This window comes from Brevundimonas sp. TSRC1-1, from assembly GCF_049898245.1.
Taxonomy (GTDB): domain Bacteria; phylum Pseudomonadota; class Alphaproteobacteria; order Caulobacterales; family Caulobacteraceae; genus Brevundimonas; species Brevundimonas mediterranea_A.
This window is the reverse complement of sequence record NZ_JAFCXI010000004.1, coordinates 101,783-121,656: the sequence shown is the minus strand read 5'-3', so window position 1 is coordinate 121,656 and position 19,874 is coordinate 101,783. Positions and strand designations below refer to the sequence as shown.

The 19,874-nt window shown below is 66.0% G+C and carries 21 protein-coding genes and 1 tRNA gene; 7 read left to right on the top strand and 15 right to left on the bottom strand.

The window, feature by feature from the left end; genetic code table 11:
• Complete coding sequence (locus tag ACP7CK_RS14150; protein ID WP_426026441.1) at positions 1 to 906, bottom strand: LysR family transcriptional regulator; 906 nt, start codon at positions 904 to 906, stop codon at positions 1 to 3.
• Between the two features lie 91 nt (positions 907 to 997).
• On the opposite strand from ACP7CK_RS14150, the gene ACP7CK_RS14145 reads away from it, so the two are divergent.
• The gene (locus ACP7CK_RS14145; RefSeq protein ID WP_426026440.1) at positions 998 to 1,975 is read left to right on the top strand and encodes an NAD-dependent epimerase/dehydratase family protein; all 978 of its coding nucleotides are present in this window, start codon (positions 998 to 1,000) and stop codon (positions 1,973 to 1,975) included.
• A gap of 184 nt (positions 1,976 to 2,159) precedes the next feature.
• On the opposite strand, the gene ACP7CK_RS14140 is transcribed toward ACP7CK_RS14145, so the two are convergent.
• The 7 genes from ACP7CK_RS14140 to cpdR all read right to left on the bottom strand — a co-directional run bounded on the left by ACP7CK_RS14140 (position 2,160) and on the right by cpdR (position 4,624).
• Positions 2,160 to 2,516: a hypothetical protein gene (locus tag ACP7CK_RS14140; protein ID WP_426026439.1), complete on the bottom strand. Its 357-nt coding sequence runs from the start codon at positions 2,514 to 2,516 to the stop codon at positions 2,160 to 2,162.
• Positions 2,509 to 2,763, bottom strand: coding sequence for a hypothetical protein (locus ACP7CK_RS14135; RefSeq protein ID WP_426026438.1), 255 nt, complete (start codon positions 2,761 to 2,763; stop codon positions 2,509 to 2,511). Before ACP7CK_RS14135 ends, ACP7CK_RS14140 begins: the two co-directional genes overlap by 8 nt.
• On the bottom strand, positions 2,763 to 3,077 hold the full coding sequence (locus tag ACP7CK_RS14130; protein WP_426026437.1) for a hypothetical protein: 315 nt from the start codon (positions 3,075 to 3,077) through the stop codon (positions 2,763 to 2,765). Before ACP7CK_RS14130 ends, ACP7CK_RS14135 begins: the two co-directional genes overlap by 1 nt.
• A complete protein-coding gene (locus ACP7CK_RS14125) occupies positions 3,077 to 3,409 on the bottom strand; it encodes a hypothetical protein (protein ID WP_426026436.1) in 333 nt (110 codons plus the stop codon). Before ACP7CK_RS14125 ends, ACP7CK_RS14130 begins: the two co-directional genes overlap by 1 nt.
• 222 nt (positions 3,410 to 3,631) lie before the next feature.
• Positions 3,632 to 3,829, bottom strand: coding sequence for a hypothetical protein (locus tag ACP7CK_RS14120; RefSeq protein ID WP_426026435.1), 198 nt, complete (start codon positions 3,827 to 3,829; stop codon positions 3,632 to 3,634).
• A gap of 225 nt (positions 3,830 to 4,054) precedes the next feature.
• A tRNA-Val gene (locus tag ACP7CK_RS14115) sits at positions 4,055 to 4,129 on the bottom strand.
• Positions 4,130 to 4,267: 138 nt separating this feature from the next.
• Entirely contained in the window at positions 4,268 to 4,624 is a 357-nt protein-coding gene (gene cpdR, locus ACP7CK_RS14110) for a cell cycle two-component system response regulator CpdR (protein WP_035310150.1), read from the bottom strand.
• 114 nt (positions 4,625 to 4,738) lie between these two features.
• Between cpdR and ACP7CK_RS14105 the strand changes: the two genes are divergently transcribed.
• On the top strand, positions 4,739 to 5,563 hold the full coding sequence (locus tag ACP7CK_RS14105; protein ID WP_426026434.1) for an N-formylglutamate amidohydrolase: 825 nt from the start codon (positions 4,739 to 4,741) through the stop codon (positions 5,561 to 5,563).
• A 271-nt stretch (positions 5,564 to 5,834) separates the two neighbouring features.
• On the opposite strand, the gene ACP7CK_RS14100 is transcribed toward ACP7CK_RS14105, so the two are convergent.
• Positions 5,835 to 6,518, bottom strand: coding sequence for a DUF599 domain-containing protein (locus ACP7CK_RS14100; RefSeq protein ID WP_008259721.1), 684 nt, complete (start codon positions 6,516 to 6,518; stop codon positions 5,835 to 5,837).
• Between the two features lie 127 nt (positions 6,519 to 6,645).
• On the opposite strand from ACP7CK_RS14100, the gene ppa reads away from it, so the two are divergent.
• Positions 6,646 to 7,206, top strand: coding sequence for an inorganic diphosphatase (gene ppa / locus ACP7CK_RS14095; protein ID WP_154726613.1), 561 nt, complete (start codon positions 6,646 to 6,648; stop codon positions 7,204 to 7,206).
• Positions 7,207 to 7,441: 235 nt separating this feature from the next.
• Here ppa and ACP7CK_RS14090 read toward each other — a convergent pair whose 3' ends face one another.
• Complete coding sequence (locus ACP7CK_RS14090) at positions 7,442 to 7,861, bottom strand: hypothetical protein (RefSeq protein ID WP_426026433.1); 420 nt, start codon at positions 7,859 to 7,861, stop codon at positions 7,442 to 7,444.
• A 225-nt stretch (positions 7,862 to 8,086) separates the two neighbouring features.
• On the opposite strand from ACP7CK_RS14090, the gene ACP7CK_RS14085 reads away from it, so the two are divergent.
• Both ACP7CK_RS14085 and ACP7CK_RS14080 read left to right on the top strand, forming a co-directional pair.
• Positions 8,087 to 8,617 (top strand): hypothetical protein, encoded by a 531-nt coding sequence (locus ACP7CK_RS14085; RefSeq protein WP_426026432.1) that lies wholly within the window; start codon positions 8,087 to 8,089, stop codon positions 8,615 to 8,617.
• A 245-nt stretch (positions 8,618 to 8,862) separates the two neighbouring features.
• On the top strand, positions 8,863 to 9,411 hold the full coding sequence (locus ACP7CK_RS14080) for a hypothetical protein (protein WP_426026431.1): 549 nt from the start codon (positions 8,863 to 8,865) through the stop codon (positions 9,409 to 9,411).
• Between the two features lie 195 nt (positions 9,412 to 9,606).
• On the opposite strand, the gene ACP7CK_RS14075 is transcribed toward ACP7CK_RS14080, so the two are convergent.
• Entirely contained in the window at positions 9,607 to 10,731 is a 1,125-nt protein-coding gene (locus tag ACP7CK_RS14075; RefSeq protein ID WP_426026430.1) for an FAD-dependent oxidoreductase, read from the bottom strand.
• Positions 10,732 to 11,510: 779 nt separating this feature from the next.
• Here ACP7CK_RS14075 and hslU point away from each other — a divergent pair.
• The gene (gene hslU / locus ACP7CK_RS14070; protein ID WP_426026429.1) at positions 11,511 to 12,812 is read left to right on the top strand and encodes an ATP-dependent protease ATPase subunit HslU; all 1,302 of its coding nucleotides are present in this window, start codon (positions 11,511 to 11,513) and stop codon (positions 12,810 to 12,812) included.
• On the opposite strand, the gene ACP7CK_RS14065 is transcribed toward hslU, so the two are convergent.
• A complete protein-coding gene (locus tag ACP7CK_RS14065) occupies positions 12,802 to 14,106 on the bottom strand; it encodes a YihY/virulence factor BrkB family protein (protein ID WP_426026428.1) in 1,305 nt (434 codons plus the stop codon). The two genes, hslU and ACP7CK_RS14065, sit on opposite strands and share 11 nt — an antisense overlap.
• 93 nt (positions 14,107 to 14,199) lie before the next feature.
• Here ACP7CK_RS14065 and prmC point away from each other — a divergent pair, with 93 nt between their 5' ends.
• Complete coding sequence (gene prmC / locus ACP7CK_RS14060; RefSeq protein WP_154726881.1) at positions 14,200 to 15,114, top strand: peptide chain release factor N(5)-glutamine methyltransferase; 915 nt, start codon at positions 14,200 to 14,202, stop codon at positions 15,112 to 15,114.
• A 217-nt stretch (positions 15,115 to 15,331) separates the two neighbouring features.
• Here the strand turns inward: prmC and ACP7CK_RS14055 are convergent, their stop codons facing one another.
• The 3 genes from ACP7CK_RS14055 to clpB all read right to left on the bottom strand — a co-directional run bounded on the left by ACP7CK_RS14055 (position 15,332) and on the right by clpB (position 19,840).
• Positions 15,332 to 15,706, bottom strand: a complete 375-nt coding sequence (locus tag ACP7CK_RS14055; protein ID WP_426026427.1) for a GIY-YIG nuclease family protein — start codon at positions 15,704 to 15,706, stop codon at positions 15,332 to 15,334.
• 825 nt (positions 15,707 to 16,531) lie between these two features.
• Complete coding sequence (locus ACP7CK_RS14050; RefSeq protein ID WP_426026426.1) at positions 16,532 to 17,251, bottom strand: hypothetical protein; 720 nt, start codon at positions 17,249 to 17,251, stop codon at positions 16,532 to 16,534.
• Positions 17,252 to 19,840 (bottom strand): ATP-dependent chaperone ClpB, encoded by a 2,589-nt coding sequence (clpB, locus tag ACP7CK_RS14045; RefSeq protein ID WP_426026425.1) that lies wholly within the window; start codon positions 19,838 to 19,840, stop codon positions 17,252 to 17,254.
• Between the last annotated feature and the right edge of the window lie 34 nt (positions 19,841 to 19,874).

Sequence of the window (19,874 nt, the reverse complement as noted above, 5' to 3'; positions counted from 1 at the left end):
CTACCGCGCCGAGGATCCGACGATCCTCGACAGGCCTTCGACCAGGGCGTCGAAGACGGTGCGGCAGCGGGCGTTTCCGCGCAGATCCTCGTGCATGACGATCCAGGTCTCCAGCGCCATATGAAAGGCGTCGGGCAGGACGCGGACCAGATCCGGCTGGCGCGCCGCGACGACGGCCTGGCAGATGCCGATCCCGAACCCGGCGCGGATGGCCGCCAGCTGGGCCACGTCGCTGTCCACTCTCAGGGCGAAGGCGTCGCGGCTCAGGGCCGGATACTGCTGGACAGCAGCCCGGATCGCAGGGGTTTCGACATCATAGCCGATCAGGTCGTGATCCTTCAGATCGGCCAGGGTCCGGGGCGTCCCGCGTCGCGCCAGATAGTCGCGATGGGCGTGCAGGCCGATGACCAGGGCGCCGACATGGCGCGAAACCAGGGCCTGCTGCTCGGGCCGGACCATGCGAACGGCCACATCGGCCTTGCGCTGCAACAGGTCGTCCAGGGCGTTGGACGGCGACAGCTCCAGCGCCAGCCCCGGATGGGCCTGACGCATCCGGGCCAGTATGGGCGGCAGATGTTCGACCGCCACCACCTCGCTGGCGCTGATCCGCACCGTGCCGGAGAGGGCGCCGCCCCCGCCCCCACCCTCGGCGGTGCGGCGCAGGGCGGCCGAGGTCGCGGCCAGCCGCTCGGCCAGGGGCTTCAGCTCCAGCGCCGCGTCCGTGGGTGACAGGCCCCGGGGCGTGCGCAGGAACAGCTTGGCGCCCAGGGCCGTCTCCAGGGCGTCGATATGGCGGGCGATGCTGGGCTGGCTCATGTCCAGACGCCGCGCCGCGCCGGACAGCGACCCCTCGCGCAGCACGGCGTGGAAGGTGCGATACAGATCCCAGCTCGGCTCACTGTTCATTGGTTTTCGTATAGCAGGTGCAGATATTTCGACAATTCCGTTGATCCGGCGTTCGGTCGATACAGGCTTCATCAAACGGATGGAGCGCGACATGACGACGAAATCAGCCCTGGTTCTGGGCGCCACGGGCGGCGCGGGCGGGGCGGTGGCCGAGCGGCTGCTGAAGGCGGGATGGTCGGTGCGCGCCCTGCATCGCCGACCCGAGGGCGTGCGCGGCGACGCGCGGATCGCCTGGATCAGGGGCGACGCCATGTCGGCGGCGGACGTCGCGGCGGCGGCCGAGGGCGTGTCCCTGATCGTCCATGCGGTCAATCCGCCCGGCTATCGCAACTGGAACACCCTGGTCCTGCCGATGCTGGACAACACCATCGCGGCGGCCGAACGGAACGGCGCGCGCATCCTGCTGCCCGGCACGGTCTATAACTACGGCCCTGACGCCTTCCCCGACATCGCCGAGGATGCGCCCCAGAACGCCAGGACCCGCAAGGGCCGCATCCGGTTCGAGATGGAACGTCGCCTGAAGGCGGCCGCCGATCGCGGCCGGGCCAAGGTGCTGATCGTCCGCGCCGGCGACTTCTTCGGGCCTGAAGCGGCCAACAACTGGTTCAGCCAGGGTCTGGTCAAGGCCGGCGAACGGCCGACCGCGATCACCTATCCGGGCCAGCCGGGCGTCGGGCACCAGTGGGCCTATCTGCCGGACGTGGCGGAGGTGATGGTCCGCCTGGTCGAACGCAACGACCTGGAGGCTTTCGCCCGCTTCCACATGGAGGGCCAGTGGGACGCCGACGGAACCCGGATGACCGGCGCCATCCGCCGCGTCCTGGGCGAGCCCAAACTGCCGATCAAGCCCATGCCCTGGCTGGTGATGCGTCTGGCCGCGCCCTTCGTGCCGCTGATGCGCGAACTGATGGAGATGGCCTATCTGTGGAAACGCCCGGTCCGCCTGACCAACGCCCGGCTGGAGGCCCTGATCGGCCCCGAACCGCGCACCCCGCTCGACGAGGCCGTGCGGGCCACCCTGGCGGGGATCGGCAGCCTGTATCCGGCCCATGCGGACAGGCGCCCGTAGAGGGTGAAGAAGACTGACTGTAGAAGGGAGAATGGTGGACGCGACAGGGATTGAACCTGTGACCCCCTCGATGTCAATAACGGGGCATCACGCCAAAGCCCAGCGTTTCCGGGCTTTGGACTTCAGTAGTTTCCGTTTTCGTTTGCGGTGAAAACGGACCATTCGGCAACAATCTTGAAACCAACTACTGATCTACTCCGGGCGGGCCGCCATGAATAACGCACTTGGCGTTGATACGTATTTCCCGTTCCCATTCCACAGGGTCGTAGATAGCGCCGCCCGAGATCGAATTGCGGCATCGCCGCCCCGACTTGGTCGTCCCAGCGCACTGGACATCCCCGCCAGCGGCAAGCCATTCGACGTAGACCTCTTTCGTTACGCCCATCATTCGAGCTGCAGCGGCGTCACGGTCGAGCGAGAACTCATAGGCCTCTTGGGGGCCCATGATCAGATCCTTGCCGCCGTAGACGGTGGGAACGTTCGCTATGAAGCTGACGCCTTTGGCATGGAGGCGCTTCAGTGCAGCCAGATCGTCAGCCATTGGAAGGCCCTTTCCTGCCGTCGTCCCGCACGACTGCTGCCAGAGATTCGAGGTCGTCAGCAATGATGTCGTGGAGCGGATCGCCGTCTGCCTTGAACGCATCGAGAAGGCCCCAGACGAGCTTCTGGACGGCTACCTTGGCGATGGCTTCGCGGAAGTAGCTGTCGGCGGAGTAGTCACTCAGCACCTTGATAGCCGAGTTCATCACGTCCTCAACAAACGCCTCGGGAGCAGTAGGATTTTTCATCAGACAACATTGCCTCCGGGATTTCCATCGGTGACGGAGAAGAACTCCGGGCTCGGAACCCAGCGTCCGTCGTCCAGGACAACGAAGTACCTCTGCGCTCCCGCCTTGTTCTGTTCCAACTCGTCACGTGTGATGCCCGTATGGCCGCCGGCCGATAGCCGTTCGAACAATTGGTCGGGGTCGTAGGCGAACGGCTGACGGCCCGGCTCCCACACACCAAAAACCAGGGTCATCGCAAGGCCCTTGGCTGCGAGGTCGCCGCCACCTGCCGAGCGCAGCATTGCTTCTACATCAATGTATAGCGGGGCATCCATCAGGCGGTCTCCGCGAGGTGATGCTCGACCATGTGCTCGCCATTATGCTCCCAGGCGCCAGCCATTACGCCGCCGAACATCACCCGCGATTCGTGATCTCGCCAGGTGATCTGAAGTGTGCCTTTGTAGTCATGTAGCTGAAGCACTGCAGTGTCGAAGGCGTTCTGATACTCGACCGACAGCCGCCGCACTGTTTCCCGCGCGTAGCCGTACGTCTCCCCCAGGCGAGGGACTCTGCTCTCGGGCGTTTCGTACGCGGAGAACGAGGGGCCCTCGTGCCGGCCGGGCGCTCTGTTCGCGCCCATCACCTCGGTTTCATATTCGAACTTCATCGCTTTCCTCCCAGCGCTTGACGCGCGCCGCTTTGGTGATTGGGCCGATGGTGACCGTAGCAGTTCTCAAGGGCCTTCATGGTCATGCCGGTGTAGGCTGCCGCGTCCCAGAGCGATGCGCCACCCTCCAGCAGCAAGGTCGCGCAGGTGTGACGGAGCCAGTGCGGGGTGATCTCGGCGTCGAGGCCGTCCCTTCGGCGGGGGGGGGGGCCTCGCGTGGTTTCAAGCTATCCCAGCGACCCGCCCGCATAGCGCCACGACAATCAATAGGCCGGTGAGGGCCCCGACGATTTTCAGTTTGGCGACGGCGCGTTGAAAGTGGGTGGGCGGAACATACTGCAGCTTGGTGAAGTCTTCCGGCCGATAGGGCTGGGCGTGAGCCTCGTCGTCGCCTCCATGCCGATCCTGGGGTTCAGTCATGGATGATCTCCAACGCCCCCCTTTTAGGCGCTTGGGCCGGGTGGAATGGGGGTGAATTCGAACACCATGCGCCGAACATATCCTGTCCTGCCCTCATTTGGGAGGGCAGGGATTTTCGCACTTCTGGAGACCAGAAACGCCAGCATTGTGGAAACCATTCTGGAAACCAACCCGTCTGCGCAAATTTGCGGCGAGGCTGAACGTCGTAATGGCAGGAAAAAAGAATGGTGGACGCGACAGGGATTGAACCTGTGACCCCCTCGATGTCAACGAGGTGCTCTCCCGCTGAGCTACGCATCCGCCGTAGGGCCCCGGGAAATCGCCCCGGGGCGGGAAGAGCGGTCGTATAGCGGCCCGGCCTGGCGGCATCAAGCCGATTTCACGGCCAGATTACGATTTTTGGGAGAACGACGTTAAACGCGTCGCTCAGGTTCAGCGTCAGGCCGCGACCATCCGTTCGACTTCGCTGACCAGATCGCGCAGATGGACCGGCTTGGACAGGACCTTGGCCTGGGGCGAGGCCTGGGCGGCGGTCAGGGCGACGGCGGCGAAGCCGGTGATGAACATGATGCGCAGGCCCGGCTGACGGGCGGCGGCGACGCGGGCCACCTCGATCCCGTCGGCGCCAGGCATGACGATGTCGGTCAGCAGCAGGTCGTAGGGGCCGTGTTCCAGGGCGTCGATGGCGTCGTCGCCGTTCTCGCAGTCGACGACATGATGTCCCGCCCGTTCGAGCGCCCGGGTGAGGAAACCGCGAAGCGAACTGTCGTCTTCGGCCAAAAGGATGCGCGCCATTCGAGAAGTGCCCGTTTAATCAGGCACGCAACCTAGGCCGACAAGCGTAAACCGGCGATGAAATTCACCGGTCGAACGTCTTCCTTCCACAGCGAAACCCGTTATGCGGGGATCATGACCACGGACGGGGCCAGTTTCGCGATCAGCCTGCCGCCCGCCGCGGCCCCGGAAACGGCCCTGGTCTTCGCCTCGCCCCACTCGGGCGAGACCTATCCCGACGACATGGGGGCCGTCGCCGGACTGGCCCGCGCCAGCCTGAAAAGCGCCGAGGACGCCCTGGTCGCCGCCCTGGTGCGCGAAGGGCCGGCCCATGGCGCGCCCCTGATCGAGGGGCGGATCGGCCGGGCCTATCTGGACCTGAACCGCGACCCCGGCGAACTGGATCCGGACCTGATCGTCGATGCGGAGGGCCCCGTCGGGGCCAAGACCCGCGCCGGATACGGCGTCATCCCCCGGCTGTCGGGCGACGGCCTGGCCCTGTATGATCGGCGGCTGTCCCTGGCGGAGGCCCAGGCGCGCATCCGGACCGCCCACGCCCCCTATCATGCGGCCCTGGCCGAACTGATGGAACGGACGCGGGCGCGACGGGGCCGGGCCGTGCTGATCGACTGGCATTCGATGCCGACGCGGGCGGTGGGGGCGGAGGTGGTGCTGGGGGACCGGCACGGGTCGTCGTGCCAGGCGCGGCTGACCCGGCGACTGCGCGACCTGTTCGAGGGACTGGGCTGGCGGGTGGCGCTGAACCATCCCTACGCCGGGGGCTGGTCCACCCAGGTCTGGGGCCGGCCGGCGGACGGCTATGAGGCGATCCAGATCGAACTGAGCCGCAAACTGTATCTGGACGAGGCGACCCAGACGCCCAACGCGGCCCATGCCGCGACCCGCAAGGCGCTGAATCGCGTCATCGCCGCCCTGTGCGCGGACGACGGGGCGGCCTGACCCCGGCCCCCTGCCCCCGGATCGCGGATCGGCGCGGGACGAAAAAAAGCCGCGCCCGGAGGCGCGGCATAAAAGTCTATAGGGAGGAAACGCCCAGGAAGGGCAAGACGCCCGGAGGCGTCGAAGGTCAATCTAGGTTGCGATGCACAATCGGTCAAGCGTTGCGCGCGGTTTTCGGGTCACGGCATGTTACGCAATTACGGCGCTTTCGCCCCAATTCGACGCACTGGGGCAGGAGAGGACGTCCCCTGTCGCACCTGCAAAATAACCGTCATTCACCCAGCAGGCGCCGCGCATTTCGGATGGCGCGGGCGGCGGGCGACGCCTCCTGGCGATAGATCAGCAGGCCGAAGGACGAGGCCACGCCCAGGGCCAGCCACAGCGGGCCGAACAGCCAGGCCGCCGCCGCCAGGGCGAAATAATAGCCCCGGACCCCCTGGCTGAACGAACTGAGCGCGGGATTCAGCAGTTCGGCCGCCGCCTCGCCGAACGCCTTGCGGTCGATCTCCTTGTTAATCTCGGGCGCCGAGCCGATCAGGGCCAGGGTGTAGTTCATCTGGCGCAGGGCCCAGATGAAATCCAGGAAGCCGCGCGCCAGGCAGATCAGCACCAGGGCCAGCTTGGCCTCCAGGATCCTGGTCGGCACATTGTCCGCTCCGACGGCGGCGAAGCCTTCCAGCTTGCTCTCGCCCCCGAACAGGATGCCGCCCACCGCCGCGATCAGCAGCAGATTGGTCGAGGCGAAGAAGGAGGCCGAGTTGATCGAATGGCCCATCAGCTGACTGTCGACCAGGCGGATCTCGCGGTGGGTCATCGACGCCATCCAGACCCGGCGGACATGGCTCATGTCGTCGTTCAGCGAACCGCCGTGGCGGCCGATGAACTTCAGGATCGGCGCATAGCCGAGCCAGCAGATGAAGAAGAGCGCCAGCGCGGCCCAATCAACCCAGGTCATCGCGCGAATTGAGCCCAGTCGCCGCTGTGGCGCAAGTCCGCCGACTCAAGTCGCGCTTGCCGAGGCCGCGCGCGCGTCCTATCACGCGCGCCTCACAGAATTTCGCAGACGCAGCAAAGACCCCGCCATGAACCTCGACGCTATTCCGGTCGGCCCGAACGCTCCCTGGGACGTCAATGTCGTCATCGAAATCCCGCAGGGCGGGCTGCCGGTGAAGTACGAGATGGACAAGGAATCCGGCGCCCTGTTCGTCGATCGCTTCCTGCACACCGCCATGTACTATCCCGGCAACTACGGCTTCATCCCGCACACCCTGTCGGACGACGGCGACCCCTGCGACGTGATCGTGCTGAACCCGACGCCGGTCGTGCCCGGCTGCGTCATCCGCTCGCGCCCCATCGGCGTGCTGATGATGGTGGACGAGGCCGGCGGCGACGAGAAGATCCTGGCCGTGCCGGTCGACAAGCTGAACCCCTATTACACCGACGTCGCCAGCTATCGTCAGCTGCCGGCCATCCTGATCGAGCAGATCGAACACTTCTTCACCCACTACAAGGATCTGGAGAAGGGCAAGTCGGTCACGGTCAAGGGCTGGGGCGACGCCGGCGAGGCCGCCGAAATGATCGCCAAGGGCATGCAGGCCCACCAGGACAAGCTGGCCGCCAAGAAGGCCGGCAAGGCCGCCTGATCCAGGCTCTCGTCTCCTCCCCCTCTGGGGAGGCGGCGCGGCGCTTCTCCAGCGCCGTGACGGAGGGGGCGCCCCCGCAAGACCGGCGCCTCTGCGACGCCCAGAACCCCTGCCCGCCACGCCTGCCCTCGCGCTCGCTTAGGCCAGGCCCATGGGCGATCTCCTCCCGCCCGAAGGAGACGGGCGCGCGCCAAAGTCTGCTTTCCGGCCTGCCGTCGATTTCGCAAACCGACCCTTAGCGGTCATTGAAACTCCCCAGAGACTCTAGCTTCGCATCCGGGCATCGCTCTAAGACCTCGGCTCGGCGTTCTGAAAATGTGGTCATGTTGTAGTCCGCCGCGAACTTTAAAGCAGAGTCCATCAGTTGAAGTTCAGCCTCCGACTTCATCGCCCCCTCGCGAATAAACAGATCGGGAAGGTAGTGCGTAGCCTCGCAGTTTGAAATCGCGACCGTGGACCGCATCCCCGCGACAATTCCGTCGGTCACATGGCCGTATAGTAAAATGGGCTTGCCCGCATGCTGGTCCGCCAAAGCTTCCGCTCTACCATCACGACTAGCGAAGTGCTGCGGGTTGCTCTCCGGGGCACGCTCAACTGCGCGGCACCCCGAACCGACAATCAAAGCAGCGAAAATCGAGACACCCAACCGTTTCATAGCGGCATTAAAGGCCGGCGCAGCAATAGCGTCCAGCGATGACCGAAAACCACCCCTAGCTGACGTCGACCGCGACCGCTTTCTGGCTTGGAGGCCAACGTCCGCTTTCGGCGTAGAAGACCATGACCGCAATCGACCCGTTGCAGTCCTTAACAATCGCTGCAATCTCGTGCCCGTGGTGCCGGTTCAAGGTGGCGGGACACCAACAAGGCAAGGAGCGGAGGCGTGCGCTACGGCACTTGGATCGCGATCAGCGCAGCGCTTGCGGCGGGATGTTCCAACAAACCGACCCCGGTGACCGAACCTTATCAGGTCGGTGAGCACCGCTTCCGTGTTCCTAGAAATGTCGTCGTCAATGCTACCGAAGACTCTCTGGCGATCTACATGCGCGTCTCAGATTCCGAGTTGCTTGATCGCGACGCGGACGATGAGCGCCTTTTCGTCCAGATCCAAGACGGTCGGCAGCCGGACATCACCGCCGCCATCGCTGCTCTGAAGCGATATGGCGGCGTTGTCGGCGATGAAGTGCATGGTGGGCTGACACCGATAATAGGTGGTGGCGGTGACGGAATGTATTTCATTCGGCATCGATACGGTGGCGCATCCATATTCTGCGCTCCTAATGGCTGGGAATGTCGAGCGCGCGTTCCATACCGTGACTTGTCGATTAGCATCCGGTTTGCTCAGCCATTGCTGCCCGGATGGACGCGGCTGCTCGACGGCGTTCTGCACAAAGTCGAGACGATGGAAGTCTAAAGCCGCAGCGTGACGAAGTCCGCTTCCCACCCCTAGCGGCAGTTCGGCACGTCCGCTTTTGGGCTGTGGGCCCGACGTCCGTTTTCCGGGCTGGTGTCGATGTCGTGGTCCGACCCGAGGCAGACATCGGGAACCGCCCCCCACGGCCATTCGACAGGTCTGGTTTGCGCCTGATCAAGGCGGCCGCCGGAACTGTCCTGCAATCAGAACGCTGTGTCTTCTATAGTCACGCTTGGAATGGTCCTTTGAAAATCGCCTGTCCCCTCGTCGTCGCGCCAATCCTGGCCTTGGGCCTGTCCGGCCTTGGGGCCTGCGCCTCCATGCCTGGCCTATCGGGCGTCGAGCTGAACCGGGATCAAGCGTCCCAGGGCGGAAAGACTTTTGGCGAGGGCGTGGGCCAGGCGGCGACGGCTCCACTGGACGATCTCAACCTGCGGCGACAGGAGGTGCCAGAGGTTCTGATCGCCGCGCGCCGCGCCCCCTATGCGACGGCGGGCCTTCAGCGTTGCTCGGCCGTCGTCGCCCAGATCGACGCCCTGGACGAGGCCCTCGGCCCGGATGTCGATCAGCCGACGCCGGCGACCGGCACGGGCGACCAGGCCGCCAATGCCGCGCTCGACATGGTTCGCGACACCGCCACGGATTTCATCCCGCTGAGGAGCTGGGTGCGTCGCCTGTCGGGCGCGGCGGCCCATGATCGGGAGGTTCAGGCGGCGATCCGTGCAGGCCTGGTCCGCCGCGGCTTTCTCAAGGGCATCGCTTATCAGCGCCGCTGCACGCGGACGGCGGGATAATCACCGTTCGGAGGGAAGCGGATCGGCATCCGGCGGAAAAGGTCCGGCAAGCGCCGGGACCGGTCACGCCCGACCTGTCTGAAAGACGATATTCCGCTTGGCGCCGATGTCGGCGTCCGGGCGTGACGCCTTTGGCCGACGTCGCCCCGTTGCGGACATTTGCACCCCCTGGCTGTCGCTCGGGGCCGCCGTTCGCTAGTGGCGTCTGTCAAACAATGCGACGATGCTAAGCGGCGCGCCAGGGCCGAAGAAACGCTCGTGGTGCAATGCGGTTTCCTCAGCGATTTTCGCGCTGCGGGGGAAGAGCCTGCGCTCGTAATTCGCCAGCGCTTCCTCGACATCCGGCGAGTCTGTGATCGCCAGCGCCAGCTCGGCGCCGTCCAGTAGGGCGAGATTGGCGCCTTCTCCGGCGAACGGGGACATCAGATGCGCGGCGTCGCCGACCAGGGTCAGCCCTGGCGTCCGAAGCCAGCTATGACCGACGGGAAGCGCATGGACCGGACGCAGAACCGGCGCTGTATCGCTCTCGGTGATCAGGGCGGTGAGCTCAGGCGCCCAACCCGCGAACTGGCCCGCGACCTTGTCGAGAACACCCTGGGGGTCCCCGGGATCAAGGTCGGAAAACCATGCCTCCGGCCTGTTCAGAGCGGTATAGGTGTGCAGCCGGCCATCCGAGTAACGGTGTGCGAGGATGCCCTTGCCGGGCATGACCGCCATCAAGGTGCCCTCGCCGATTGCATCCGCGCTCGCTTTCAGATGTTTGTCGCCGTCGAGGATGATCGTCTCGATGAAGGACGTCCCGGAATAGGCGGGAGTCGATCCGGACAAAAGTGGGCGAACCTTTGACCATGCGCCATCCGCCCCGACGACCAGGTCCGCCACAGTTCTGGAGCCATTGACGAATACGATCTCATGCCGGCCGTCTCCGCACGCCTCGACAGCAGTCACCTTTTGCCCCCAGCGGACCGCGTCCTCTGGAAGCGAGTCGATCAGCATGTTGCGGAGATCGCCCCGGTCGATCTCCGGTCGCTCGCCGCGACCGCTGCCCGGCCTGTCGAACAGTATGCGCCCCTGATTGTCCATGATCCGCTTGGCGTCCTCGCCGGGCCGAACGCGTTCTAGGAAAGCGTCAAAGAGGCCGGCTGCCTTCATGGCGGCCTGGCCAGTGTCCTCGTGAAGATCCAGAAGGCCGCCCTGGCCCCTGGCGGTGGCGGATGCTTCCGCCTCGAAAAGAGTGGCGGGGACGCCGTGCAGGTTCAGCACGCGGGCAAGCACCAGTCCGCCAAGGCCTGCGCCGACGATTGAGATAGTTTTAGCCATGGTCGCGCTCCTTCTGCCGCCCGGAGGTCAGGCAGTTGCTATGGGAGCCGCTGGCTCGGCAGCATGTGGCTGGCCGAGATGCGTGCGACAGACAAGGCGAGGCTGTCATTTTCGCGACAGGCCCAAGTTACCTCAACTCATCGCTCCAGGCAAAGTCGATGCGTTCTGGCAAGCCGATGTCCGCACTTCACCCTTTGCCGACCTTCAGCATATCCGCTTTCGGCGTCGGACGGTCTTTTCTACAATGATCTATCTCCGTCATTCAGGGGGAAAGTCGGGGAGCCCAGCAGCGCGCCAGTGGGCGACCCGAAGGCCGGCGCGGAGCAACCAACCTGTCGCGGACTCGATCGTCCAACGGCAGGGGCTAGAGGCGCACGAGGGGTTTCGGACCTCCGCCGTGCTCGCACGTCGGCGAAGACACCAGCCATCCTAATTCCGAAAATATGCTGTCGGCAAAACAACCGCCTGACTGAAAAGTCAGCTCCCAACCACCCGCCCGTTCCCGCGGGCCTATACTCCCGGCTGTCGGTAGCGAAAGGGAGGCCCGTTCATTGCACCATTGTACACGCAGCACGGTTTCGCGGGCGTAGTGCGACTTCCCCCGGCCCCGATTTCAGACAATTCATACTATTCAGACGCTGTTTTTTCGCCGCGCCGTCTGAAATCCTCCGCCGCCTCCGGGACAATCGACGAAGGGGGATGGAGTCTGGTCTCGCCCCGGAACGCCCCGTCGGCCCCGCCCCCTCCCGCTCGGCTTCCCGACCCCCTATCTGCATCCCATGACTGACCTCTCCCCCCGCGAAATCGTCTCCGAACTGGATCGCTATATCGTCGGCCAGGACGACGCCAAGCGCGCCGTGGCCGTGGCCCTGCGCAACCGCTGGCGTCGCAAGCGCGTGTCCGAGGATCTGCGTGATGAGGTGACGCCCAAGAATATCCTGATGATCGGCCCGACCGGCGTCGGCAAGACCGAGATCGCCCGGCGGCTGGCGCGGCTGGCCGGCTCGCCCTTCCTCAAGGTCGAGGCGACCAAGTTCACCGAGGTCGGCTATGTCGGCCGCGACGTCGATCAGATCATGCGCGACCTCGTCGAGAGCGCCCTGGTCATGGTGCGCGATCGCCGCCGCGGCGAGGTGCGGGCGCGGGCCGAGGGCGCGGCCGAGGACCGGATACTGGACGCCCTGGTCGGCCCCGGCGCCGGGCCGACGACGCGCGACAGCTTCAGGAAGAAGCTGCGGGCCGGCGATCTGGACGACAAGGAGATCGAGATCGCCCTGGCCGACACCGCCTCGCCGATCCAGGGGCTGGATATTCCCGGCGGCGGCGCCGTGGGCCTGCTGAACCTGTCGGAGATGCTGGGCAAGATGGGCGGCGGCCGGACCAAGACGGTCAAGCTGACCGTCCGCGACACCACCGCCCCCCTGATCGCCGAAGAGGGCGACAAGCTGCTGGATCAGGACAGCCTGACCAAGGAGGCCCTGATCCTGGCCGAGAACGAGGGGATCGTCTTCCTGGACGAGATCGACAAGGTGGCGGCGCGCCAGGGGGCCTCCGGCGCCGACGTCTCGCGCGAGGGGGTGCAGCGCGACCTGCTGCCCCTGATCGAGGGGACCACCGTCTCGACCAAATACGGGCCGGTGAAGACCGACCACGTGCTGTTCATCGCCTCGGGCGCCTTCCATGTCGCCAAGCCCTCGGACCTGCTGCCGGAGCTTCAGGGGCGGTTGCCGATCCGGGTCGAGCTGAAGGCCCTGACGCGCGACGACTTCAAGCGAATCCTGACCGAGCCCGAGGCCAATCTGATCCGTCAGAACCAGGCCCTGCTGGCCACCGAGGACGTGACCCTGACCTTCACCGACGACGCGATCGAGGCTCTGGCCGATGCGGCGGTGGCGGCCAACTCCGCCGTCGAGAACATCGGCGCGCGGCGGCTTCAGACCGTGCTGGAGCGGGTGCTGGAGGAGACCAGCTTCAAGGCCTCGGACCTGGCGGGCCAGACCGTGAACTTCGACGGGGCGGCGGTGCGCGACAAGCTGAGCCTCCTGACCAAGGACGTCGATCTGAGCCGGTTCATTCTTTAGCGGCGGCCTCGCGCTCGCGGCGGTCCCGGCGGCGCATCAGCCGGTCGGCGACCGCCTCGGCGTGGCGCTGGGTGAAGGCCAGGGCGGCGGGATTGCCGCGCTTGGCGCCGATGCTGTCGGCCACCTTGGCGCCCCGCTCGCCGATCGGCATGGCCTTGCCCGTGGTGGTGTCCAGGGCCGTCTGATGCTCGATCTCGGCGTTCAGCTCGGCCCCCATCAGGATCACCTGGACCGACAGCCAGGTCCACAGCAGGAAGCCCATCATGGCCGCCAGCGGGCCGTAGGAGTCGGTGCGGACGAAGTTGGTCAGGTACCAGCTGAACACGAACGAGACCGTCAGGCTGACCACCGCCGCGAAGATCGCCCCCGGCGTCAGCCAGCGCCAGCGCGCCTTCTGCCGGCACGGGCCGAACCGGTAGATCAGGGTCAGGGCGGCGACATAGCCGACCAGCAGCAGGGGCCAGCGCAACAGGGCCAGCAGGCCCCATTCCTCCTGCAGTCCGAACAGCCCCACCACCACCGGCACCCCCACCACCAGCAGCGAGCTGAACAGGACGGCGGCCACGGCCCCCAGGGTGAAGCCCATGCACAGCAGGTTGTAGCGGACGATATTGCGCCGCTCGACCTCATGATAGGCGATGTTCAGCCCGTAGAAGAGCACCTTGACCGCGCCGTTGGCCGTCCACAGCGACAGGGCCAGGGTCCAGATCAGGGTGAAGGTCAGCTGGCCGTTCGAGTTCGCGGCCAGCCGCTCCATCTCGCCGCCCAGGAAGGCGGCGATGCTGCTGGGCATGACGCCGTACAGGAACTGGAGCCGGCTCCAGGCGTCGGCCGGGTCGGCGAACAGGCCGTACAGGGTGACGAACGTCCCCAGCAGGGGAAACAGCGACAGCAGGGTGAAGAAGGTCACGCCCCCGGCGACGAAGCCGACCCGGTCGCCGAAGTAGGAGGCGCCGGTGCGCCACAGGATGTCGCTCCAGCCCTTGTGCGGGATCTGTTCGGGCCGTTTGGCCAGGCGGCCGCGACCGGGCTCCCTGAGGTCGTAGTCCTCGGGCGTCGGCGGGGCCGGCGGGGCGGGTTCGGGACGGGGCGGGCGCAGCTCCAGCCCGACCTTGTGGCCCTGGGTGTAGAGCAGATGGGCGGCGCCGGCGCCGGCGGCCAGGCCGCCCGCCGTCGCGGCCACGAATTTCCACAGGCGGCCCAGCCCCCCGGCAGGGCGCCCGCGCCGCGCCTGCGGCCGGGCGGCGATCAGGCGGCGAAGGGCGGCGGCGGCGGACGGCTTGGGCTTGGACATCAGGAGGCCAACGGCGAAGCTGGCGCGACGTTCCCGAGGCGCCGAAAATCGGCTGCGCTTGAAATCACGGCCGCGAAGGGCCAATCACCCGAAATGACCACCGAGCCCCTCTCCCCCAAGCCGTCCGACGGCGCCGCGACCCTGCTGACCGTGTGGAAGGCCGCCCAGGCCCGCCTGAAGGGCGGCCGCATCGACAGCCCCGCCATCGACGCCCGCCTGCTGCTGGAAGCCGCCGCCGGCGCCAGCCGCATGGACATTCTGACGGACCCCTACCGCGTCGTCACGCCCGAACAGCACACGGCCTATGAGGCCATGATCGACCGCCGCCTGAAGCGCGAGCCCGTGTCGCGCATCGTCGGCAAGAAGGGCTTCTGGAAGATCATGCTGAACGTCACCCCCGACGTCCTCAGCCCCCGCCCCGACACCGAGACCCTGATGGACGTGGCCATGCTGGCCTTCGCCAAAACCCAGGCCTTCAGCGCCATCGACCTGGGCACCGGCTCGGGCGCCATCCTGCTGGCCCTGCTGGCCGAGCGGCCGGCGGCCCACGGCGTGGGCACCGACATCTCGACCGAGGCCCTGGCCGTGGCCAAGGAGAACGCCGCCAACCTGGACCTGAACGACCGCGCCGCCTTCCTGCGCACCGAATGGGCGGCGGGCTTCGGCGACGCCAGCTTCGACCTGGTGCTGTCCAACCCCCCCTATATCCCCACCGACCATATCCCGACCCTGGACCCCGAGGTCCGCGACCACGACCCGCACCTGGCCCTGGACGGCGGCCCCGACGGGCTTCAGGCCTATCGCGACCTGGCCCCCGAGGTGAAGCGAATCCTCAAGCCCGGCGGCGTCTTCGCCGTCGAGATCGGCTGGGACCAGGGGCCCCAGGTCAAGGCCCTGTTCGAGGCCCAGGGCTTCGCCGACGTCAAGGTGATCAAGGACCTGGGCGAACGCGACCGCGTCGTCACCAACGGCCCGGACCCGAGGACCAATCCGATCCCGCAGGAGTGAGATTTCAGACTCGCACCGAAAAAACAGTGTCTGAATAGTCTGAATAGTCTGAAATCCGCCCTCCCGCCGACGCCGCCCGCCCGATGCGGAGGCGCGGCGTCATCATCCCACGGTTTCGAACCCTGGTAGGGAAACCGGCGTGAATTTTTGTCAGAGCTTTGAAAACCAACGGGTTCGTCGGCGGAATTAGGGGCGCTGGCGCCTGTGCGGCGTCCCGTTACCCTTCGGGCTGCGAAGCGGAACCGGGGAAGCCCTCATCCTCGACGGGCGGCGTCCAGCTCGGGTCATTGACCGGATACCAGCCCTCGGCCAGATCGCGCCAATCGGGGTTGGCGGCCTCGATCAGCTTCAGCTTCCAGTCCCGCAGCCACTTCTTGAGCCGTTTCTCGCGGCGAATGGCCTCCACCACCCAGGCGTGCTGCTCGAACCAGACCAGCCGCGTGCAGCCATAGGCCTTGCCGAAGCCGTCGAAGGCGCCGGTCCGATGCTTCCACACCCGCTCCGTCAGGTTCGCGGTCATGCCGACATAGAGCGTCCCGTTCCGCCCGCTGGCCATGATATAGGTGGCGATGAAGGTGCGATGGGTCGGCATTCGCACAACCTATACGACGTATGACCTTTCGTCATCCACGCCCCTCTCTCTTTCGTCATCCTCCGGCGCGCGTGAGCGCGAACCTGTCGCGAACCAGGTGTTCCCGCATCGTGCGGCGGAGAGATTTCGCCTGACGGCGCCGCTGGGTCCCCCGGTCTGCGCCGCGAAGACGCGGCTTGCCGGAGGATGACGAAAGGTGTGGGATTAAAGGGCCGTCATCCGGGCAACGAAATGCCCCGTGTCCGGTTCGAAGTACTCGATTATCCAAGCCGCCTTGCGCAACTCAGGCTTCCAGGGGTCTGCGTCCCCATAGCCGTGGCCAGGTTGGCCGGACACCAACACGACATCGATCCGCCCGCCCAGTTCATCGACCGCGCGCTGGACATGTCGCAAACGCTTTTTGAAGCCCGGTTTGTGATTCCAAGTGTCAATCGGCATTGCGTCATGACGGGTGTCAAACGCCCCCTCGCCTCGCCCCCACCTGATCTCGCGAGACCAAAGGGACAGGCAAACACCGTTTTCGCGCTCAGCGCTCCAATCCGTCCTAGGCGACGTGAGTTCATAGCCAAGGGCCGCAAAGGCGTATGTGAATTTCATTGACCCAGCCCTCTACCCGAAAGTGGATGCTATCCCGCGCAAATCATTTCGTCATCCTCCGGGCCGCGAAGCGGAACCGGGGGACCCAGCGGCGCGCGTGAGCGCGAACCTGTCGCGGACCAGGTGCTCCCGCATCGTGCGGCGGATGGATTTCGCCTTCGGCGCCGCTGGGTCCCCCGGTCTGCGCCGCGAAGACGCGGCTTGCCGGAGGATGACGAAAGGTTCAGGTCAAGAACGCACAGTCGCCTTAACATCCCCGAGAGGAACACCAACAAGGCGCGGGATCCATGACGCTATGGCGTCGAAGCGCGTGCTAAAGCCAACACTATTATGGCCGCTTGCAGTCTCCTCGCCAATGTAACCGCCAAACGCCCGCCAAGGCCCGGGGGTTCGCTGCCGCTTGATAACAGGCGCGCCTGAACAACACGAACCAGCGACTTCGCTTAGCTCGTAAAAGCACTCTCCCGTATAGACCGACACCGGCATCGGCTGACTGATCCGCCGCCGTACGTAACCTTTATTGTAGATTAGATCAGGCCTGACTGCATTAGCGGCGTCTTCCGCATTTCTTGCAGATGATCGGATCTCATGAGCGACACGCTCGGGGTATCCCCAAAGCTCATACTCACAAGACGCATTCTCCGATGCTACCGAGACTTCGATGATCGAGTGCCAACTTCCTTCTAGCTTGATTACAGCAACATCTTCGTTCGGATGCTGCTCGAAATCCAATACACGAATAGGAAAAAACCCATTTTCGGTTGCAAAAAGCGCCACGGGATCGTTTCCCGTAGCCAAATCGCGACACACGTGACCAGCGGTTACGGCAACACCATCGCCGCCTATGAAAAATGCGGTGCCGTTTAGTGTAAACAGGCCGTTCTCCACAGTTCCGATTGGGAACACGAAGTCCCTTACGCTTTGAGTTTTAATGTCTTGGGCAAACATCTAATGCACCTGCGCCTTCCCGATCTCCAACCCGCCCTCGCCGGCGGTGACGGCGATCACCCCGCCGTCCTCGATCTCGCCGGCCAGCAGTTTGCGCGCAATCGGGTCCACCAGCTCCTTCTGGATCACCCGCTTCAGCGGCCGCGCCCCATAGGCCGGGTCGTAGCCGCGGTCGGCCAGCCAGGCCAAAGCCGCGTCGTCCAGGGACAGGTTCAGGCGGCGGTCGGCCAGCAGTTTCTCGAACCGTGACAGCTGGATCCGCACGATGCCGCCCATCTGTTCGCGGCCCAGGCGGTGGAACAGGATGATCTCGTCGATCCGGTTCAGGAACTCGGGCCGGAAGTGGGCGCGGACGGCGTCCATGACGAAGGGTCGGACGGCCTCGACGTCGTCGCCCTCGCCCTGTTCGGCCAGATACTGGCTGCCCAGGTTGGAGGTCATGATGATCAGGGTGTTGCGGAAGTCGATGGTGCGGCCCTGACCGTCGGTCAGGCGGCCGTCGTCGAGCACCTGGAGAAGCACGTTGAAGACGTCGGGGTGGGCCTTTTCGACCTCGTCGAACAGGACGACCTGATAGGGGCGGCGGCGCACGGCCTCGGTCAGGGCGCCGCCCTCGTCATAGCCGACATAGCCGGGAGGGGCGCCGATCAGGCGGGAGACGCTGTGCTTCTCCATATATTCGGACATGTCGAGCCGGGTGATGGCCGCCTCGTCGTCGAACAGGAACTCGGCCAGGGCCTTGGTCAGTTCGGTCTTGCCCACGCCGGTCGGGCCCAGGAACAGGAAACTGCCCAGGGGACGGTTGGGGTCGTTCAGGCCGGCGCGGGCGCGGCGCACGGCGTCGGAGACGGCGGCCAGGGCCTCGTCCTGACCCACCACGCGGCCGCCCAGGGCCTCTTCCATCTTCAGCAGCTTCTCGCGCTCGCCCTCCAGCATCTTGTCGACCGGGACGCCGGTCCAGCGGCTGACGACGGCGGCGATCTGTTCGGCGTCGACGACTTCTGGCGTCAGGGGGCCCTTGCCGGAGGTTTCATTGGCCTCGGCCTCGGCCAGTTGTTTTTCGATCTGGGGGATCTGGCCGTAGGCGATTTCGGAGGCGCGGCCGAGGTCGCCGGCGCGTTGGGCGTTGGTCAGTTCCAGACGCAGGCGGTCCAGGGTTTCACGCAGCTGGGCGCCCTGGCCGACCTTGTCCTTTTCGGCCTTCCACTGGGTGGTCAGGTCGTCGGACTGGCCTTCCAGATCGGCGATCTCGTCCTCCAGCTTTTCCAGCCGGTGCTGGGAAGCCTGGTCGGTCTCCTTCTTCAGAGCCTCGCGCTCGATCTTCAGCTGGACCAGGCGGCGGTCGATCTCGTCCAGGGACTCGGGCTTGGAGTCCACGGCCATGCGCACGCGGCTGGCGGCCTCGTCGATCAGGTCGATGGCCTTGTCCGGCAGGAAGCGGTCGGTGATGTAGCGGTTCGACAGGGTGGCGGCGGCGACGATGGCGCTGTCGGAGATGCGGACCCCGTGGTGGACCTCGTACTTCTCCTTCAGGCCGCGCAGGATGGAGACCGTGTCCTCGACCGTCGGTTCGGAGACGAAGACCGGCTGGAAGCGGCGGGCCAGGGCGGCGTCCTTTTCGACGTGCTTCCTGTATTCATCCAGGGTGGTGGCGCCGACGCAGTGCAGTTCGCCGCGCGCAAGCGCCGGTTTCAGCAGGTTGGAGGCGTCCATGGCGCCGTCGCCCTTGCCGGCGCCGACCAGGGTGTGCATCTCGTCGATGAACAGGACGATGCCGCCCTCGGCCGCCGAGACCTCGGACAGGACGGCCTTCAGCCGTTCCTCGAACTCGCCCCGGTATTTGGCGCCGGCGATCAGGGAGCCCATGTCGAGGGCCATCACCGTCTTGTCGCGCAGGCTCTCGGGCACGTCGCCGTTGACGATGCGCAGGGCCAGGCCCTCGACGATGGCGGTCTTGCCCACGCCGGGTTCGCCGATCAGGACCGGGTTGTTCTTGGTGCGGCGGGCCAGGACCTGGATGGTGCGACGGATTTCCTCGTCGCGGCCGATGACCGGGTCGATCTTGCCGTCGCGGGCGGCCAGGGTCAGGTCGCGGGCGTAGCGTTTCAGGGCGTCATAACCGTCCTCGGCGGCGGCGCTGTCGGCGGTCTTGCCCTTGCGCACCTCGGCGATGGCGGCGTCCAGCTTGTCGGCGGTGGCGCCCGAGGCCTTCAGCACCTCGGCGGCGACCCCGCCCTCGCGCGCCAGGGCGGCCAGCAGGCGTTCGGTGGTGACGAAGGCGTCGCCGGCGGATTTCGAGGCTTCCTCGGCGGCGGCGAAGACGCGGGCGGTGTCGCCGTCCAGATAGAGCTGGCCCGAGCCGCCGGTGACCTGGGCGCGCTTCTTCAGCGCGGTCTCGGTGTCGGCCTCGGCGCGTTTGGCGTCGCCGCCGGCGGCGGTGATCAGGTTGCGGGCCAGGCCGTCGCGCTCCTCCAGCAGCACCTTCAACAGGTGTTCGGGGGCGAACTGCTGGTGGCGGCGGGCCAGGGCCAGAGACTGGGCGGACTGGACGGCCTGTTTGGCGCGGTCGGAGTAGAGATCGAGATTCATCGTGTCGTGTCCCCTCGTGAGGCGGAAATGGTCC

Excerpts from the sequence above, each read along its gene's own strand:
- ACP7CK_RS14150 (WP_426026441.1), bottom strand. The coding sequence starts at position 906 with ATGAACAGTGAGCCGAGCTGGGATCTGTATCGCACCTTCCACGCCGTG.
- ACP7CK_RS14145 (WP_426026440.1), top strand. The coding sequence starts at position 998 with ATGACGACGAAATCAGCCCTGGTTCTGGGCGCCACGGGCGGCGCGGGC.
- ACP7CK_RS14140 (WP_426026439.1), bottom strand. The coding sequence starts at position 2,516 with ATGGCTGACGATCTGGCTGCACTGAAGCGCCTCCATGCCAAAGGCGTC.
- ACP7CK_RS14135 (WP_426026438.1), bottom strand. The coding sequence starts at position 2,763 with ATGAAAAATCCTACTGCTCCCGAGGCGTTTGTTGAGGACGTGATGAAC.
- ACP7CK_RS14130 (WP_426026437.1), bottom strand. The coding sequence starts at position 3,077 with ATGGATGCCCCGCTATACATTGATGTAGAAGCAATGCTGCGCTCGGCA.
- ACP7CK_RS14125 (WP_426026436.1), bottom strand. The coding sequence starts at position 3,409 with ATGAAGTTCGAATATGAAACCGAGGTGATGGGCGCGAACAGAGCGCCC.
- ACP7CK_RS14120 (WP_426026435.1), bottom strand. The coding sequence starts at position 3,829 with ATGACTGAACCCCAGGATCGGCATGGAGGCGACGACGAGGCTCACGCC.
- cpdR (WP_035310150.1), bottom strand. The coding sequence starts at position 4,624 with ATGGCGCGCATCCTTTTGGCCGAAGACGACAGTTCGCTTCGCGGTTTC.
- ACP7CK_RS14105 (WP_426026434.1), top strand. The coding sequence starts at position 4,739 with ATGACCACGGACGGGGCCAGTTTCGCGATCAGCCTGCCGCCCGCCGCG.
- ACP7CK_RS14100 (WP_008259721.1), bottom strand. The coding sequence starts at position 6,518 with ATGACCTGGGTTGATTGGGCCGCGCTGGCGCTCTTCTTCATCTGCTGG.
- ppa (WP_154726613.1), top strand. The coding sequence starts at position 6,646 with ATGAACCTCGACGCTATTCCGGTCGGCCCGAACGCTCCCTGGGACGTC.
- ACP7CK_RS14090 (WP_426026433.1), bottom strand. The coding sequence starts at position 7,861 with ATGAAACGGTTGGGTGTCTCGATTTTCGCTGCTTTGATTGTCGGTTCG.
- ACP7CK_RS14075 (WP_426026430.1), bottom strand. The coding sequence starts at position 10,731 with ATGGCTAAAACTATCTCAATCGTCGGCGCAGGCCTTGGCGGACTGGTG.
- hslU (WP_426026429.1), top strand. The coding sequence starts at position 11,511 with ATGACTGACCTCTCCCCCCGCGAAATCGTCTCCGAACTGGATCGCTAT.
- ACP7CK_RS14065 (WP_426026428.1), bottom strand. The coding sequence starts at position 14,106 with ATGTCCAAGCCCAAGCCGTCCGCCGCCGCCGCCCTTCGCCGCCTGATC.
- prmC (WP_154726881.1), top strand. The coding sequence starts at position 14,200 with ATGACCACCGAGCCCCTCTCCCCCAAGCCGTCCGACGGCGCCGCGACC.
- ACP7CK_RS14055 (WP_426026427.1), bottom strand. The coding sequence starts at position 15,706 with ATGCCGACCCATCGCACCTTCATCGCCACCTATATCATGGCCAGCGGG.
- ACP7CK_RS14050 (WP_426026426.1), bottom strand. The coding sequence starts at position 17,251 with ATGTTTGCCCAAGACATTAAAACTCAAAGCGTAAGGGACTTCGTGTTC.
- clpB (WP_426026425.1), bottom strand. The coding sequence starts at position 19,840 with ATGAATCTCGATCTCTACTCCGACCGCGCCAAACAGGCCGTCCAGTCC.